Annotated in this window: 12 protein-coding genes; 11 read left to right on the forward strand and 1 reads right to left on the reverse strand. The window is 46.8% G+C overall.

Annotated features, from left to right (window positions below):
* Positions 1 to 13: 13 nt before the first annotated feature.
* The 6 genes from B5F78_RS03940 (at position 14) to rny (ending at position 6385) form a co-directional block, all read left to right on the forward strand.
* Positions 14 to 895 carry a DMT family transporter gene (locus B5F78_RS03940; RefSeq protein ID WP_022039658.1) on the forward strand — a complete coding sequence of 294 codons (882 nt, stop codon included), beginning with the start codon at positions 14 to 16 and terminating at the stop codon, positions 893 to 895.
* Positions 896 to 951: 56 nt separating this feature from the next.
* Positions 952 to 2571: an AAA family ATPase gene (locus B5F78_RS03945; protein ID WP_087251073.1), complete on the forward strand. Its 1620-nt coding sequence runs from the start codon at positions 952 to 954 to the stop codon at positions 2569 to 2571.
* Positions 2507 to 3886, forward strand: a complete 1380-nt coding sequence (locus B5F78_RS03950; protein ID WP_087406088.1) for a vWA domain-containing protein — start codon at positions 2507 to 2509, stop codon at positions 3884 to 3886. Before B5F78_RS03945 ends, B5F78_RS03950 begins: the two co-directional genes overlap by 65 nt.
* A 230-nt stretch (positions 3887 to 4116) precedes the next feature.
* A complete protein-coding gene (locus B5F78_RS03955) occupies positions 4117 to 4410 on the forward strand; it encodes a hypothetical protein (RefSeq protein ID WP_022039661.1) in 294 nt (97 codons plus the stop codon).
* A gap of 19 nt (positions 4411 to 4429) precedes the next feature.
* Positions 4430 to 4732, forward strand: coding sequence for a cell division protein ZapA (locus tag B5F78_RS03960; protein ID WP_022039662.1), 303 nt, complete (start codon positions 4430 to 4432; stop codon positions 4730 to 4732).
* A 114-nt stretch (positions 4733 to 4846) separates the two neighbouring features.
* Positions 4847 to 6385 carry a ribonuclease Y gene (gene rny, locus B5F78_RS03965; RefSeq protein ID WP_022039663.1) on the forward strand — a complete coding sequence of 513 codons (1539 nt, stop codon included), beginning with the start codon at positions 4847 to 4849 and terminating at the stop codon, positions 6383 to 6385.
* A 154-nt stretch (positions 6386 to 6539) separates the two neighbouring features.
* Here rny and B5F78_RS03970 read toward each other — a convergent pair whose 3' ends face one another.
* A complete protein-coding gene (locus B5F78_RS03970; RefSeq protein WP_022039664.1) occupies positions 6540 to 7376 on the reverse strand; it encodes a patatin-like phospholipase family protein in 837 nt (278 codons plus the stop codon).
* A gap of 178 nt (positions 7377 to 7554) precedes the next feature.
* Between B5F78_RS03970 and B5F78_RS03975 the strand changes: the two genes are divergently transcribed.
* The 5 genes from B5F78_RS03975 (at position 7555) to B5F78_RS03995 (ending at position 15281) form a co-directional block, all read left to right on the forward strand.
* Entirely contained in the window at positions 7555 to 8943 is a 1389-nt protein-coding gene (locus B5F78_RS03975; protein WP_022039665.1) for an aminopeptidase P family protein, read from the forward strand.
* 107 nt (positions 8944 to 9050) lie between these two features.
* Positions 9051 to 10247, forward strand: coding sequence for an aminopeptidase C (locus B5F78_RS03980; protein ID WP_022039666.1), 1197 nt, complete (start codon positions 9051 to 9053; stop codon positions 10245 to 10247).
* A gap of 179 nt (positions 10248 to 10426) precedes the next feature.
* Positions 10427 to 12151 (forward strand): single-stranded-DNA-specific exonuclease RecJ, encoded by a 1725-nt coding sequence (gene recJ, locus B5F78_RS03985; protein ID WP_022039667.1) that lies wholly within the window; start codon positions 10427 to 10429, stop codon positions 12149 to 12151.
* The gene (locus B5F78_RS03990; RefSeq protein WP_087406086.1) at positions 12148 to 14052 is read left to right on the forward strand and encodes a RecQ family ATP-dependent DNA helicase; all 1905 of its coding nucleotides are present in this window, start codon (positions 12148 to 12150) and stop codon (positions 14050 to 14052) included. The genes recJ and B5F78_RS03990 overlap by 4 nt, the downstream gene beginning before the upstream one ends.
* A 146-nt stretch (positions 14053 to 14198) precedes the next feature.
* Positions 14199 to 15281, forward strand: coding sequence for a linear amide C-N hydrolase (locus B5F78_RS03995; protein WP_087210050.1), 1083 nt, complete (start codon positions 14199 to 14201; stop codon positions 15279 to 15281).
* The last annotated feature ends 399 nt before the right edge of the window (positions 15282 to 15680 follow it).

The raw sequence follows: 15680 nt of genomic DNA on the forward strand, positions 1-15680 counted from the left end.
AAACAGTTAAACGATGAAAGAAGCTTTACTTAAACTCCACCTGTCGGTGCTGATTGCAGGTGGTACGGGAGTGTTCGGGCGTGTGATTACGTTGAACGAAGGACTGCTGGTGTGGTACCGGCTGCTGCTTGCCACACTGATGTTTTATGCCGTGTTGTTTGTTTTAGACAAATTACGCAAGGTGCAACGGCGGGATGCGGTACGGATTGCTGCGACGGGTGTGCTGCTTGCCTTGCACTGGCTGTTCTTCTACGGCAGCATCAAGGCATCGAATGTGTCTATCGGAGTGGTCTGCCTCTCGCTGATGAGCTTCTTTACCGCCCTGTTCGACCCGCTTATCAACCGACACCGGGTATCGGCAAGCGAGGTGCTGTTCAGCCTGATAGGCGTGGCGGGCATCGTGCTGATATTCCATTTCGATACCCGTTACCGTGTGGGCATCCTGATGGGCATCCTCTCGTCGGCACTGGCTTCGCTCTTCACCATCTGCAACAAGCGGGTAGCGTCTGATTATCCGTCGGGCACTGTGCTGCTCTATGAAATGGGAGGAGGTTTCGCAGGGCTGAGCCTGCTGCTGCCCTTCTACCTGCATTTCTTTCCGGTTACGTCGCTCGTGCCTTCTGCCGCCGACTGGGGGAGCCTGCTGGCATTGGCTTCGCTCTGTACGGTATGCCTGTACATCCTGCAGATACAGGTTCTGAAGCGGATTTCGGCGTTCACGTTCAACCTGACCTACAACCTGGAGCCTATCTACAGCATCATCCTTGCCATGATTATCTTCGGCGAAGCGAAAGACCTGAACGCAAGTTTTTATGCCGGGCTGGGGATGATATTCCTGTCGGTGGTGATGCAGACCCTGCGGATAATAACAAAAGTAAAAAAACAAAAGTGTTAAAGCCAACAGGCAAAATGCCGGTTTTACAGAAGCACCGGCTTAACTCCTTTACAAATATGGAAAATCTGACACAACGCATCCGGCTATTGCTGGAAGCATTAAACGAACGAGTATTCGGCAAAGAGCATATCATAAGCCTGTCACTACTATCGGCAGTGGCAGGCGAAAGCATCTTCCTGCTCGGTCCTCCGGGAGTAGCAAAAAGTATGGTGGCGCGACGATTGAAGCTAGCATTCCGCAATGCAGGTTCATTTGATTACCTGATGTCGCGCTTCAGTACCCCCGATGAAATCTTCGGTCCGGTTTCCATCTCGAAATTGAAAGACCGCGACACGTACGAACGGATGACAGAAGGCTATTTGCCTACTGCTACCATTGCTTTTCTGGACGAAATCTGGAAGGCAGGACCAGCTATACAGAATGCCCTGCTGACCATTCTGAACGAGAAAATATATCGCAACGGCAACCATACTTTCCGGGTACCGCTGAAAGGGCTGGTGGCTGCCTCTAACGAATTGCCTGCCTCAGGACAGGGACTGGACGCCTTGTGGGACCGCTTCCTGGTGCGGATGCTGGTGACAGGCATAACCGACCAGTCTGACTTCGACCGTATGATAGCTTCGCCAGACGAAAGCGAACCTTGTGTTAATACCGCCCTGCAAATAGAAGAACAAGAATATGAGACATGGCAAGGCAAAATCGGCTCAATCAGCATCCACTATTCCATTTTCGAAGTGATACATACGCTGAAAGAAAAAATAGAAGACCACAACCACAAACTACAGAATGCCGAATCGACGGAGCAACCTCTGTATGTGTCCGACCGCAGGTGGAAAAAACTGGTGAAGCTGCTACGTACATCGGCTTTCCTGAACGGTTCGGACACCATACGCCTGACCGACTGCCTGTTGTTACGCCATTGCCTGTGGAACGAGGTATCACAGCTGGAGGAAATAAATGAGATGGTAACAGACGCCATTCGGATGAGCGCCGAAGGGTATCTGTTGAACCTGCAGGGCTTGCACAGGGAGATGGAAGCTCTGAAAGACGAGCTGTCATCGGCAGCAGCCGTGCACGAAAACCGAGATCCGGGACTGCTGTTGGTCGACTCGTATTATCACCAGATAGACAAAGTGCGGCTGGCAGGAAGATTGCTGATGTTTGCATCCGACTATCAGTCGCTCGACACCATCGGGAAACTGTTCTACCTGCACAAAGACAAGTATAAGAGCCAGTGTTTTATCTTGAAGCGCTACGACCTGTCGATGCGGAACAAGGTGCCGCAGCATAAAATCTATTCGCTGCGCAAGGGCAACCGCTCGGTCTTTATCAATGATTACGAATATCCTTTGGTGTGTGTGCCCGGTTGTGAACCGCTGCCCCCACAAGCCGCAGGGACGGACAAGGAAAAGCTGGAGGAACGCTTCTGCCAGCTGAACGACTTATTGCTACGGGTGGAAGGAGGATGCAAAGACTTTTATACACAAGAATGGGCATATGCAGACCGGCACCTGTTCCTGAACGAGCAGGAACGAGACATCATACGGGGATTGCTGGAACATCAGCAGACATCGGTAGCAGATTATCGGAACGAACTAAACGAACTGGAACATGCATATCGGGAAGAGAACACGGAATATCCGTCTGAAAGCATTGAAGGCAATCTATTTGGCTGAGCTTCGTCAGCGTTGCTCCAAACATCTGCAGGAAGCGTTGCATAAACGTATCGTGTTCCCTGCCGAACTGGAGGACGCCATATGGCAGTATTACCGCAAGACATCTCCATCGCTCCAGGAGTTTTACTCCCGCTATACGCCCGAATGGGAGATGTTCTACGATGCTGAGTCTTTGTCGCCCGGCGATTTCCTACTTTTTCTGAAGCGGATGCTCCCGGCTTTCCGTAAGCGCTATGCACTTACCGAACTGGATGTGCCGTATTACATCGGAAAACTGGAACAACCGGCCAGCACAGATGCCGGGCGGAAAAACTTACAGGAGTTTTTTCTAAACAAGTGGCACCGCCTGCTTACCGCCAAGGAATACGATTACCAGTATCATCACATCGCCTCTTTATGCAACAGTTTTGCACTGCTGAAGGCAAGTACAGGCATGAAGACCGAGACCAACCTGATAAGTTCGCGCATCCGCTGGCTATTGTACAACCATCCGGAACTGTACCGGAAGGTGATGCATTACGAGAAAACAATGGAACAGAACCGGCACATACACGAACTGGTACGGGTACTGGGCAAAAGAAGCCAGGGAGAAAAGAAACGCTTCGCCCCCTTATCGGGAGCACAAAAAGAGCAGTTGGTGCGTCATGCCACACAAAGCGACATCGAAGGCATTACGCTGGGCAACGACCTGAATCACCTGTTACCCATAGAGTATTGCTATTTTGCCGAAGAAACACTACGTCCCGTCTTTATGCAACGCTACACGGAAAAACGCTTGCAGATGTTCGACAGCCGTTCGCAAGAAGACCGTTCGGCGGCACAGCCGGGCAAGAGGGAAGTAAGCGGACAAGGTCCCTTTGTCATTTGCCTGGATACATCCGGATCGATGGAAGGCAAGCGGGAACAACTTGCCAAATCGGCCGTACTCGCCATTGCCCGCCTTACCGAAAGCACACACCGCAAGTGTTACATCATCAATTTTTCGGAAGAAACCGAACATCTGCTGGTAAAAGACCTGTATACCGACTTACCTGTGCTGGTGGAATTTCTGAACCATAGTTTCGGGGGAGGCACCAGCATGGAACAGGCCGTAGACGAAGCGGTGCGAATGATAAACAGCAACGGATGGCACCGTTCGGATGTAGTGATGATTTCCGATTTCGAAATGCCCCCCATATCTGAAACACTGATGAAACAGATTTTGGGACTGAAACGTAAGGAAACGGCTTTCTATGCCCTGGTGTTCGGAACACGTCCCGAAATGGATTACCTGAACCTGTGCGACCGCTGCTGGAACATGGACATTCCGGGGTAACACGAACTGTCCTGCGCTTCGCTCACAGGAGTTAAAAGACAATAGTTCTGTTAGGATTTCCATTAGTAAAAGTATTGGTTTCTAACTCCCTGAAATGACTCCTTATGGATGAAATGCGGGCATTCATATAATGTTATAAAAACGCAAAATCCACTTTTTCTGAAAATATAAGCGCAAAAATTTTTGAGTTTCTGAGCAATCCATTATATTTGTGTAGAATTTGGCAAAAAATGACGGAAGAAGACAAAAGGCTACTGAATACGTTTGAAGGAAGATTAAGAAACCTGCTGTTCCTGTTCGAAGAACAGAAAAAGGAAATAGCTTCACTCCGGCACCTTTTGGAAGAAAAGGAAGCTGCTATCGCACGTATGGAAAGTGACCGGAAAGAACTGGAGTCAAGATATGCCAATTTGAAAATGGCCCGTATAATCAGTATCAACGATACGGAACTCAATGATACGAAGAAAAGGTTGACGAGGCTGGTGCGTGAAGTCGAAAAATGTATCGCTTTGCTGAATGAATAAGCCAAAAGGTAAACGAGTCATGAAAGACGACAAATTAAAAATACATCTGCGGATCGACAACGAACTATATCCCTTGGTCATTGACCGCGACAAGGAAGAGCTATATAGGAAGGCGGCTAAGCAGATTGACTATAAACTAAACAAATATCGCAGTATGTATCCGGAGTTCAGCCTGGCCAAACACTGGGCTATGACTGCACTGGAACTCTCTTTTGAGAATGTATCCTTGAAAGACCGGAATGATACACAGCCGTATGCAGAAAAACTGAAACAGCTGGCTGATGATATAGATGAATGCATTCATCCTAAACCTGACGATTAGGAGACAGGAAAGTTTAGTATAGAACAAGGAAGATTTTACGCACAACTGGAATGCCGGAACAAACCGGCAGGAAAGTATGTGCGTTTTTTATTTATATTTTTAAACTAAATAGTAATGTTTACAACAGTAGTAATATTCACGGTTGTTGCTTTCCTGGTAGGAGGAGCAATTTCGTACGCTTTTTTCAAGTTCGGCCTGAAATCGCGGTACGATAAAATTATAAAGGAGGCCGAAACAGAAGCAGAAGTTATCAAGAAAAACAAGTTGCTGGAGGTCAAAGAAAAATTTCTGAACAAGAAAGCCGAGCTGGAAAAAGAAGTAACAGCACGCAACCAGAAAATCCAACAGGCTGAAAACAAACTGAAGCAGCGCGAAATGGTATTAAGCCAAAAGCACGAGGAACTGCAACGCAAACGGAATGAAACCGAAGCCATCCGCGAAAACCTTGATGCACAGCTGGTGGTTATCGACAAGAAGAAAGAAGAACTGGATGCCCTCCAGGCACAAGAACGTAAAAAACTGGAAGCCTTGTCGGGACTGTCTGCTGAAGAGGCTAAAGAACGTCTCGTCGAATCGCTGAAAGAAGAAGCCAAAACGGAAGCACAATCGTATATCAACGACATCATGGATGATGCCAAAATGTCGGCAAACCGCGAGGCAAAACGCATTGTCATACAAACCATCCAGCGCGTAGCAACCGAAACCGCCATTGAAAACTCTGTAACCGTATTCCATATTGAATCGGACGAGATAAAAGGACGGATTATCGGACGGGAAGGAAGAAATATCCGTGCCTTGGAAGCCGCTACGGGAGTGGAAATTGTAGTTGACGATACGCCCGAAGCCATTGTCCTTTCGGCGTTCGACCCCGTACGCCGAGAAATAGCCCGTTTGGCATTACACCAACTGGTAACCGACGGACGTATCCATCCGGCACGCATCGAAGAAGTGGTGGCTAAGGTGAAAAAGCAGGTAGAAGATGAAATTATCGAAACCGGTAAGCGGACAACCATCGACCTGGGTATCCACGGTTTGCATCCCGAACTGATCCGTATCATCGGTAAGATGAAATACCGCTCTTCGTATGGACAGAATCTGTTGCAACATGCACGTGAAACAGCCAACCTGTGTGCCATCATGGCATCCGAACTGGGACTGAACCCCAAAAAAGCCAAACGTGCCGGCCTGTTGCACGATATCGGCAAAGTGCCCGATGAAGAACCTGAACTGCCCCATGCACTGCTGGGTATGAAACTGGCTGAAAAATATAAGGAAAAACCAGACATCTGCAACGCCATCGGTGCCCACCACGATGAAGTGGAAATGACCAGCCTTCTGGCTCCTATCGTACAGGTATGCGATGCCATCTCTGGAGCACGTCCGGGAGCACGACGCGAAATTGTAGAAGCTTATATCAAACGTCTCAACGACCTGGAACAACTTGCCATGTCTTATCCGGGCGTAACCAAGACGTATGCCATCCAGGCAGGCCGAGAGCTTCGTGTCATCGTAGGCGCAGACAAGATAGACGACAAGCAGACCGAAAGCCTGTCTACCGAAATCGCCAAAAAGATACAAGACGAAATGACATATCCGGGACAAGTCAAGATTACGGTTATCCGCGAAACACGCGCCGTAAGCTTCGCGAAATAGTCATTACTGCTCTCAAAACCCCAGTAATTAGAAAGAGTTAGAAGAATTTAAAGGAGTTAGAGGGAGTTAAATGCCAATAGCACAGAAGTATTGGCTTTTAACTCCCTCTAACTCCTTTAAACAACTTCTTGTAGGCAAATGCGGAATCACCCCATTAACCCACCACTTTTTCGGCACAACGCAAACCTTCTTCATAAAGCGCGGTCAGTTTCTGGATGTCTTTATCTATCCGGTTTACTTTCACGGGCGCTTCGGGACGGATGGCTATGATACGCCCTTCATCTTCCAGCCTCTCTATCATTTCCAACTGCTCATTGTATGCCTGACACCGCCGGCTCAACGCTACACGCAAACGAGGATAGCGCGTATAGATGATACGCGGTATGCGGATATCTTTTTCCGTCTTCCGATAGCCCCGGTTCCGGGTAAGCACAACCACATTCTTGGCATATCCTTGCGAAACAGCACGCATCACCGGAATAGAATCGACAATACCTCCATCGAGCATGGGACTCCCGTCTACCCACGTTATCGGACACACATAAGGCAAGCTGCTCGATGCTTTGGCAATTGCCAGCAGGCGCCCGCGGTCGTGTTTCTCTTCCAGATAACAGGCCCTGCCGGTGACACAATTAGTGGTCACCATCTCAAAACGTGCAGGGTTACGGAAATATGCTTCGTAATCGAAAGGCAATATCGTAGCAGGAAACTTTTCATACAGCAGATGCTGGTCAAGAATGCTGTGCTGGTGCCACAGATACTTCAACCCGATGTAACGGTATTTAGCCAGCATCTCGATGTTGCTGTAACGTGCCCTGCCCGGCTGGTGCGACAAATAAGACAGACCGTTGCATGCACCAGCCGAAACGCCGACAACATAAGGAAACTCTATGCCTTTCTGCATAAAATAGTCGAGCACACCGCAGGTGAACACCCCACGCATGCCTCCTCCTTCCAATACTAAACCCATTTTTGAATAATCCATAGCCATAACCTTTCTTTTATTTGAATCCGCAAACATCCCCTACAGCCAATTGGGCAAAATGCGGATATTCATTTCTTTTATTTGCTACAAAGATACATTTTTCAGAATATAGAGAGAACTTTTCAATTTAATTTTCTACTTTTGCAATACTTACTACAAAGGTATTACCAAAAACCATAACAATATGTTCGAATCTACCGTATATAGCAAACGCCGTCAGGCGTTAAGGGACAAGGTCGGCAACGGCCTAATCCTGATATTGGGAAACAATGAGGCACCAGCCAATTATCCCGACAATACCTATAAATTCCGTCAGGACAGTTCGTTTCTTTATTTTTTCGGACATGCCCATCCGGGATATGCAGGAATACTTGATGCAGATTCCGGCGAAGATTACTTTTTCGGCGATGACGTCACGATGGACGATATCATCTGGATGGGTCTCCAACCCAGCGTAAAAGAACTGGCTGCACGAGTAGGAATAGACAAAAGTTTCCCCTTTGGTAAGCTGAAAGAGGTGATAGGCAAAGCCATCGCCCAACGTCGGAAAATTCATTTCCTGCCTCCTTACCGCTACGACAACATGCTCTTGCTGGAAGACCTGACCGGCATCCGTGCCTCACTGGTCAGACAGCACAGCTCGCTTGAACTCATCAAGGCGGTAGTAGCCTTACGTTCGGTAAAAGAACCCTGCGAAATAGAAGAAATCGACAAAGCCTGCAACATCGGTTATGAAATGCATACCGCAGCAATGAAACTTTGCAAACCGGGTGTATCCGAACAATACATCGCCGGTGTACTGGACGGCATTGCCGCATCTTACGGCAATATGGTATCTTTCGCCACAATCTTGAGCCAGAACGGACAGACCTTGCACAACCATGACCATAGCCAGATACTTCAGGCAGGCAGACTGATGCTGACCGATGCAGGAGCCGAAAGTACGACCAACTATTGCTCAGACCATACACGTACCATCCCGGTAGGAGGCAAGTTCACCAGCCGCCAGCGTGACGTGTACAGCATCGTGCTGGCTTGTCACGACCGTGCCCTGGAACTGGCACGTCCGGGTATCACCTACAAATCGGTCCATCTGGAAGTGTGCCGTGTACTGGCACAAGGGCTGAAAGACCTGGGACTGATGAAAGGCAACGTAGAGGATGCCGTAGCAGCAGGAGCACATGCCCTGTTCATGCCCCACGGACTGGGACACATGATGGGTATCGATGTACACGACATGGAAGACCTGGGACAATGTTACGTTGGTTATGACGATGAAGTACGTCCTTCCGAACAGTTCGGCCTGGCATCCTTGCGTATGGGACGACGCTTACAGGAAGGCTTCGTCATCACCGACGAACCGGGTTGCTATTTTATCCCCGACCTGATAGATAAATGGCGTGCCGACAAAATGCATACCGACTTCCTCGACTTCAATGCCATTGATAAGTATAAGGATTTCGGGGGCATCCGACTGGAAGACGATATCCTGATTATCCCCGGCGGTTCGCGCTTCACCGGTGAAAAACATATCCCCATCACCATCGAGGAAGTGGAAGAAATCATGAAGTAATTAATAATTAAATAATGAACAATTAATAATTAATGGTGAATAGCGGAAATCGAAAGCATCCGCCGTTATTAAGTATTAATTATTAACTATTAACTCTATAAATAACAATGAATAAACTTATCGCAATTTTAGCAATGGGCATCTGCTTTAGCAATGTATATGCCAAAGGTCCTAAGAAAGACAAGACAGAAGAAGAAGGATTTGTATTTACTACGGTAAAAGAAAACCCGATTACTTCCATCAAAGATCAAAACCAGTCGAGCACGTGCTGGTCGTTCTCTACCCTCGGTTTCTTCGAATCGGAACTGCTCCGGTTGGGAAAAGGAGAGTTCGACTTGTCGGAAATGTTCGTTGTACATCATACGATGGAAGACCGTGCCGTAAACTACGTGCGTTATCACGGCGATGCTTCCTTCTCGCCGGGCGGAAGTTTTGAAGATATCGTATACTGTTACGAAAACTATGGAATGGTGCCCCAAGAAGCCATGCCGGGCATCATGTACGGCGATTCACTCCCGAACCACAACGAACTGGATGCCGTAGCTTCAGGGTATGTAGATGCCATAGCCAAAGGCAAATTGAAAAAATTAAGTCCAGTCTGGAAAAACGGAGTATGTGCCATTTACGATACTTACCTGGGCAAATGTCCGGAACAATTCACCTATAAAGGCAAGACCTACACACCGCGAACCTTCGCCGATGAAGTATTGGGATTGAATATGGATGACTATGTTTCGCTGACCTCGTACACACACCATCCGTTCTACAAACAGTTCAGCATCGAAGTGCAAGACAACTGGCGCAACGCTTTGTCGTATAACCTTCCCATTGACGAACTGATGGCAGTAATGGAAAACGCCATCAACAATGGATACACATTCGCCTGGGGAGCTGATGTAAGCGAACAAGGCTTCACACGCAATGGAGTTGCCGTATGCCCCGATGTGGAAAAAGGCGCCGAACTGACAGGCTCGGATATGGCACATTGGCTGGGTTTGAGCCCTGCAGACAAACGCAAAGAGCTTACTGCCAAACCGCTTCCGGAAATCACCGTAACCCAAGAGATGCGCCAGGAAGCTTTCGACAATTGGGAAACGACCGACGACCACGGCATGGTCATCTACGGCATCGCCAAAGACCAGAACGGAAAAGAATACTTTATGGTAAAAAATTCATGGGGCACGGAAGGCAAGTACAAAGGCATCTGGTATGCATCGAAAACTTTCGTCGCTTATAAAACTATGAATATACTGGTACATAAAAAAGCAATCCCGGCAGATATAGCCAAAAAACTGGGGCTGTAAATCAATAATATAGAATATTTATAAATAATTAAACGGCTGGTTCCTGAAAATAATTCGGGAATTAGCCGTTTTTTTCTTGCTTTTTTCTTACTTTTACAAGTTGAAAGAGCAGGGCATATTTTCAAGTATTCATACCCCGCTCCTTTGAATGCAGAAAAAGAAAGAAAAAAAATATATAAATGAACTACAAATGGAACTATCAACCTCCTACACTCGAAGAACGGGAAGCAGCTAAGGCTCTGGCGAAAGAAATTGGCATCAGCCCAATTCTTTGCCGGCTGCTCTTACAAAGAGGTATTACCTCGGCTGGTGAAGCCAAACGCTTTTTCCGCCCGCAACTGAACGAACTGCACGACCCGTTTCTCATGAAAGACATGAGTCTAGCCGTGGAGCGCCTGAATAAAGCCATGGGACGGAAAGAGCGCATCATGGTGTATGGAGACTATGACGTGGACGGCACAACCGCCGTTGCACTGGTATACAAATTCCTCCAGCAGTTCTATTCGAACATCGACTATTACATCCCCGACCGTTATAACGAAGGGTATGGAGTATCGAAAAAAGGAGTGGATTATGCGTACGAAACCGGCGTAAAGCTGATTATTGTGTTGGATTGTGGCATCAAAGCGGTAGAGGAAATCGCCTATGCCAAGGAAAAAGGTATCGATTTTATCATCTGCGACCATCATGTACCCGATGATACATTGCCGGTCGCGGTTGCCATCTTGAACCCGAAACGGTTTGACTCGACTTATCCTTACGATCACTTGTCGGGTTGTGGAGTGGGCTTCAAGTTTATGCAAGCCTTTGCACTGAACAACGGGATAGAGTTTCATCAACTGACTCCTCTGTTAGACTTGGTAGCAGTAAGCATCGCATCTGATATTGTACCCATCATGGGAGAAAACCGGGTACTGGCTTATCATGGCTTACGCCAACTGAATACCAACCCCAGCGTAGGACTGAAAGCCATCATCGATGTATGCGGCTTGTCTGACAGGGAACTCAACATGAGTGACATTATCTTTAAGATAGGTCCCCGCATCAATGCGTCCGGCCGTATACAGAATGGAAAGGAAGCCGTAGACCTGCTCACGGAAAAAGATTTCCCTGCAGCATTGGAAAAAGCCAATCAGATCAACCGGTATAATGAAACACGGAAAGACCTGGATAAGAATATGACGGAAGAGGCAAACAAGATTGTCGACCATTTGGACAATTTGTCCGAACGGCGATCTATTGTCATTTACAACGAAGCCTGGCACAAAGGAGTAATCGGTATCGTCGCATCACGTCTGACGGAAATCTATTACCGACCTGCCGTTGTATTGACACGAACCGATAATCTTGCCACCGGCTCTGCACGTTCGGTATCGGGATTTGATGTATATAAAGCCATCGAATATTGCCGGGATTTGCTGGAAAACTTCGGCGGACATACATATGCCGCAGGGCTTTCGATGAAAATAGAAAACGTACCGGAGTTTACCCGGCGTTTCGAAGAGTATGTAACCGACCATATCCTACCTGAACAGACCAGTGCCACCATTGATATCGATGCCCAACTGGATTTCAGGGATATCACTCCGAAATTCTTCTTCGACTTGAAGAAGTTCAATCCTTTCGGACCTGAAAACCCGAAACCGGTATTCTCTACGCTGAACGTTTACGATTATGGCACGAGTAAAGTAGTAGGACGTGACCAGGAGCATATCAAATTGGAATTGGTAGACAACAAGTCAAACAATGTGATGAACGGAATCGCATTCGGACAAAGTTCGCAGGCTCGTTATATCAAGACCAAACAATCGTTTAATATCTGCTATACCATTGAAGAAAACACTCATAAACGAGGAGACATTCAGTTACAAATAGAGGATATTAAACCGAGCAAACAGACATGACCGATTATAAAAGCATATTGAAACACTACTGGGGATATGACAATTTCCGAGGCATACAGGAAGACATTATCTCCAGTATCGGTAGTGGACGTGACACGTTGGGGCTGATGCCTACGGGCGGTGGAAAGTCCATTACCTTTCAAGTGCCTGCCCTGGCGAATCCCGGACTATGCCTGGTCATCACTCCGCTGATTGCCCTGATGAAAGACCAAGTACAAAACCTGCGAAAACACGGTATCAAGGCACAGGCAGTCTACTCGGGTATGACGCGTGAGGAGATTGTCATTGCACTGGAAAACTGCATCTTCGGTGACTATAAGTTTCTATACATTTCACCCGAACGGCTCGGCACCGAAATCTTCCAGAACAAGTTGCGCAGTATGAAAGTAAGCATGATAACAGTAGACGAATCACACTGCATTTCGCAATGGGGATATGATTTCCGTCCTGCCTACCTGAAAATAGCCGATGTGCGCAAACTCTTGCCCGATGTACCCGTACTGGCACTGACAGCTACAGCTACCCCCGAAGTGGTAAAGGACATCCAAGTACGGCTTGCCTTCCGCGAAGAAAACGTATTCCGGATGAGTTTCGAGCGCAAAAACCTTGCCTATATTGTCCGCCGCACGGAAGATAAAAGCGGTGAATTGCTACATATCCTTAACCAAGTGCAAGGTTCTGCAATCGTCTATACACGAAACCGGAAACGCACCAAAGAAATATCACTATTCCTAAACCAGCACGATATCAGTGCCACTTTCTACCATGCCGGACTAGACAACAAAACCAAAGACTTGCGACAAAAAGGCTGGCAGGCAGGTACGTATCGTGTAATGGTGGCTACCAATGCCTTCGGGATGGGCATTGATAAACCGGACGTGCGGCTGGTTATTCATATCGATTTTCCAGATTCACCGGAAGCCTATTTTCAAGAAGCCGGACGTGCGGGACGTGATGGACAAAAAGCATACGCGGTCTTACTGTATGCACAAAGTGACAAGACTATTTTGAAAAAACGGATAAGTGATGCCTTTCCAGAAAAAGACTATATCCGCCAAGTATATGAACACATCAACTACTATTACCAGATGGCCATGGGTGATGGCAGAGGATGTACTTTCGCTTTCAACATCGATGAGTTCTGTCAGCGCTTCAAGCATTTTCCAGTTCGCGTAGACAGTGCCCTGAAAATACTGACCCGCGCAGGATACCTGGAATATACCGATGAACAAGACAATGCCTCCCGTCTTATTTTCACCCTGCGCCGCGATGAATTATACCGTATGGAAGAGCATAACCAGGATACAGAAAAACTGCTCCGCATTATCCTGCGCTCGTACACCGGCCTGTTCAGCGATTATGCATACATCAATGAAGAAACTTTAGCCCAAAGAAGCGGACTTTCACGCCAACAGGTATATGATACGCTCATCCTTTTGACCAAACGACATATCCTACACTATATACCGGGCAAAAAGACTCCTTATATTATATATACACGCGAGAGGCAAGACACGAACCGTATTGTATTAAACAAAGAAGTATACGAAGACCGGAAAAGAAGTTATGAAAAACGCATACAGGCAATGTTGGAATATGCCGAGAGCAACGACCAGTGCCGAAGCCGGATGCTGCTGCATTATTTCGGTGAAAATAATGAACATAATTGCGGACAATGTGACGTATGCCTTGAGAAACATACATCCGGATTAAAAAAAGGTGAATACGAAGACATTGCTTCCGATATAAAAAACTTGCTGAACAGACATCCCCACACCCCACAGGAAGTGATTCATGCCTTGTCTGTACCCGAAGAAAAAATTCTGAACGTACTGACGTACCTGCTTTCGGAAGAACGCATCAAACAAGAGAACGGAAAACTCTATCTGATGAAAACTTGAACCATTTAACCACATAGATTGTTAATAAGTTTATAAGTCGGGAAACCCTTTAAGAACGCTCAAACTCAAAAACCCCAAAACTTAAAAACCCAAAAACTTAAAAACCCAAAAACTTAAAAACTCAAAAACTTAAAAACTCAAAAACCATGAAAACACCATCCATCATTTCAATCTTAGCCTTCGCCGGCATGCTCAACGTATCGCTCCCGGCAAATGCCTGTACAGGAATCACCCTAACCAGCCAAGACAGTACCACCATCGTAGCCCGTACCATCGAATGGGGAGGCAGCGACCTGAACAGCCAGTATATCATTGTACCACGAGGCTATACAATGCATTCGCTTACTCCCGATGGAAACAAAGGCATGACATTTACTGCACGTTATGGTTATGTAGGGCTTGCAGTAGAACAAAAAGACTTCATTGCCGAAGGTATCAATGAAGCCGGCTTATCTGCCGGACTATTTTATTTTCCCAATTATGGAGAATACGAAACTTACAACCCTGCCCAAAAAGATACCAGCATAGCCGACCTGCAACTGGTTGCTTGGATATTGGGCGAATGTGCTACACTGGAAGAAGTGACAGAAAAAGTAAACGAAGCACACATCATCAGTATCGACCCGCGTGCTTCTACCGTTCATTGGCGGTTTACCGATGTCAGCGGACGACAAATTGTACTGGAAATCGTTCAAGGAAAAGCCCGGTTTTACGAAAACGACCTAGGCGTACTGACCAATTCACCCGGATTCGAATGGCACCTGACCAATCTTAATAACTACGTGAACCTCTATCCCGGTTCAGCTCCTTCCCAATCATTGGGCGATACGCGACTGGCTTCTTTCGGGGCAGGAAGCGGATTCCTCGGTATCCCAGGTGATGTGACTCCTCCTTCACGTTTCGTAAGAGCTGCATTCTATCAAGCCACAGCACCCAAACAGGAAAACGCACTAAAAACGGTTCTTCAGTCATTCCAGATATTGAACAATTTCGACATTCCCGTAGGCATTGAATTTACCGGAGGAAAAATCCCCGCCGACATTCCCAGTGCTACCCAATGGACTTCGGCTACAGACATGAAACACCGTATTATTTATTACCGTACGATGTACAACAGCGAGATACGTAGTATCCGACTCAAAGATATTGATTTTTCAAAAGTCGCCTATCAAGCCGTCCCACTGGATGAAGTAAAACAACAACCTGTTCGAATCCTACAAATCAAATGAAACCTTGTGGGATGCAAGAGGATTAAAAATACTCATATCAGGCATACATACAATGTAATTATCTGATACTGAATATAGAAGAGTGTATCAAAATTCTAGCCTTTTTTTCATATCCGGCAGTAAAGACATATTAAATTGAGTAGGAGGAAAACGAAGTAGTTAGTTTTCTTCCTACTTTCGTTTTCCGACCTCTCACACCACCGTACGTGCCGTTCGGCATACGGCGGTTCCTTAGTGCTAATGCAATTTGACATATAAGTCCACAAGGCAAGGGTAACCTTGGTGTTTTTGAAACTGTTTTGAATTGATTCAAGAATAATGTTATAAGCATCTTCAGATCTCAAATCAGCCGGTCAATTGGAAAAATGTTATATCTTTAAAGGTACCAAACAATAAAGT

It is taken from the genome of Bacteroides sp. An279 (genome assembly GCF_002159615.1).
Classification (GTDB): domain Bacteria; phylum Bacteroidota; class Bacteroidia; order Bacteroidales; family Bacteroidaceae; genus Phocaeicola; species Phocaeicola intestinalis.

What these genes read in the sequence shown, in the direction of transcription:
- B5F78_RS03990 (WP_087406086.1), top strand. Translation starts at nt 12,148, where the DNA reads ATGACCGATTATAAAAGCATATTGAAACACTACTGGGGATATGACAAT.
- B5F78_RS03950 (WP_087406088.1), top strand. Translation starts at nt 2,507, where the DNA reads ATGCATATCGGGAAGAGAACACGGAATATCCGTCTGAAAGCATTGAAG.
- recJ (WP_022039667.1), top strand. Translation starts at nt 10,427, where the DNA reads ATGAACTACAAATGGAACTATCAACCTCCTACACTCGAAGAACGGGAA.
- B5F78_RS03975 (WP_022039665.1), top strand. Translation starts at nt 7,555, where the DNA reads ATGTTCGAATCTACCGTATATAGCAAACGCCGTCAGGCGTTAAGGGAC.
- B5F78_RS03980 (WP_022039666.1), top strand. Translation starts at nt 9,051, where the DNA reads ATGAATAAACTTATCGCAATTTTAGCAATGGGCATCTGCTTTAGCAAT.
- B5F78_RS03960 (WP_022039662.1), top strand. Translation starts at nt 4,430, where the DNA reads ATGAAAGACGACAAATTAAAAATACATCTGCGGATCGACAACGAACTA.
- B5F78_RS03955 (WP_022039661.1), top strand. Translation starts at nt 4,117, where the DNA reads ATGACGGAAGAAGACAAAAGGCTACTGAATACGTTTGAAGGAAGATTA.
- B5F78_RS03995 (WP_087210050.1), top strand. Translation starts at nt 14,199, where the DNA reads ATGAAAACACCATCCATCATTTCAATCTTAGCCTTCGCCGGCATGCTC.
- B5F78_RS03945 (WP_087251073.1), top strand. Translation starts at nt 952, where the DNA reads ATGGAAAATCTGACACAACGCATCCGGCTATTGCTGGAAGCATTAAAC.
- B5F78_RS03970 (WP_022039664.1), bottom strand. Translation starts at nt 7,376, where the DNA reads ATGGCTATGGATTATTCAAAAATGGGTTTAGTATTGGAAGGAGGAGGC.
- B5F78_RS03940 (WP_022039658.1), top strand. Translation starts at nt 14, where the DNA reads ATGAAAGAAGCTTTACTTAAACTCCACCTGTCGGTGCTGATTGCAGGT.
- rny (WP_022039663.1), top strand. Translation starts at nt 4,847, where the DNA reads ATGTTTACAACAGTAGTAATATTCACGGTTGTTGCTTTCCTGGTAGGA.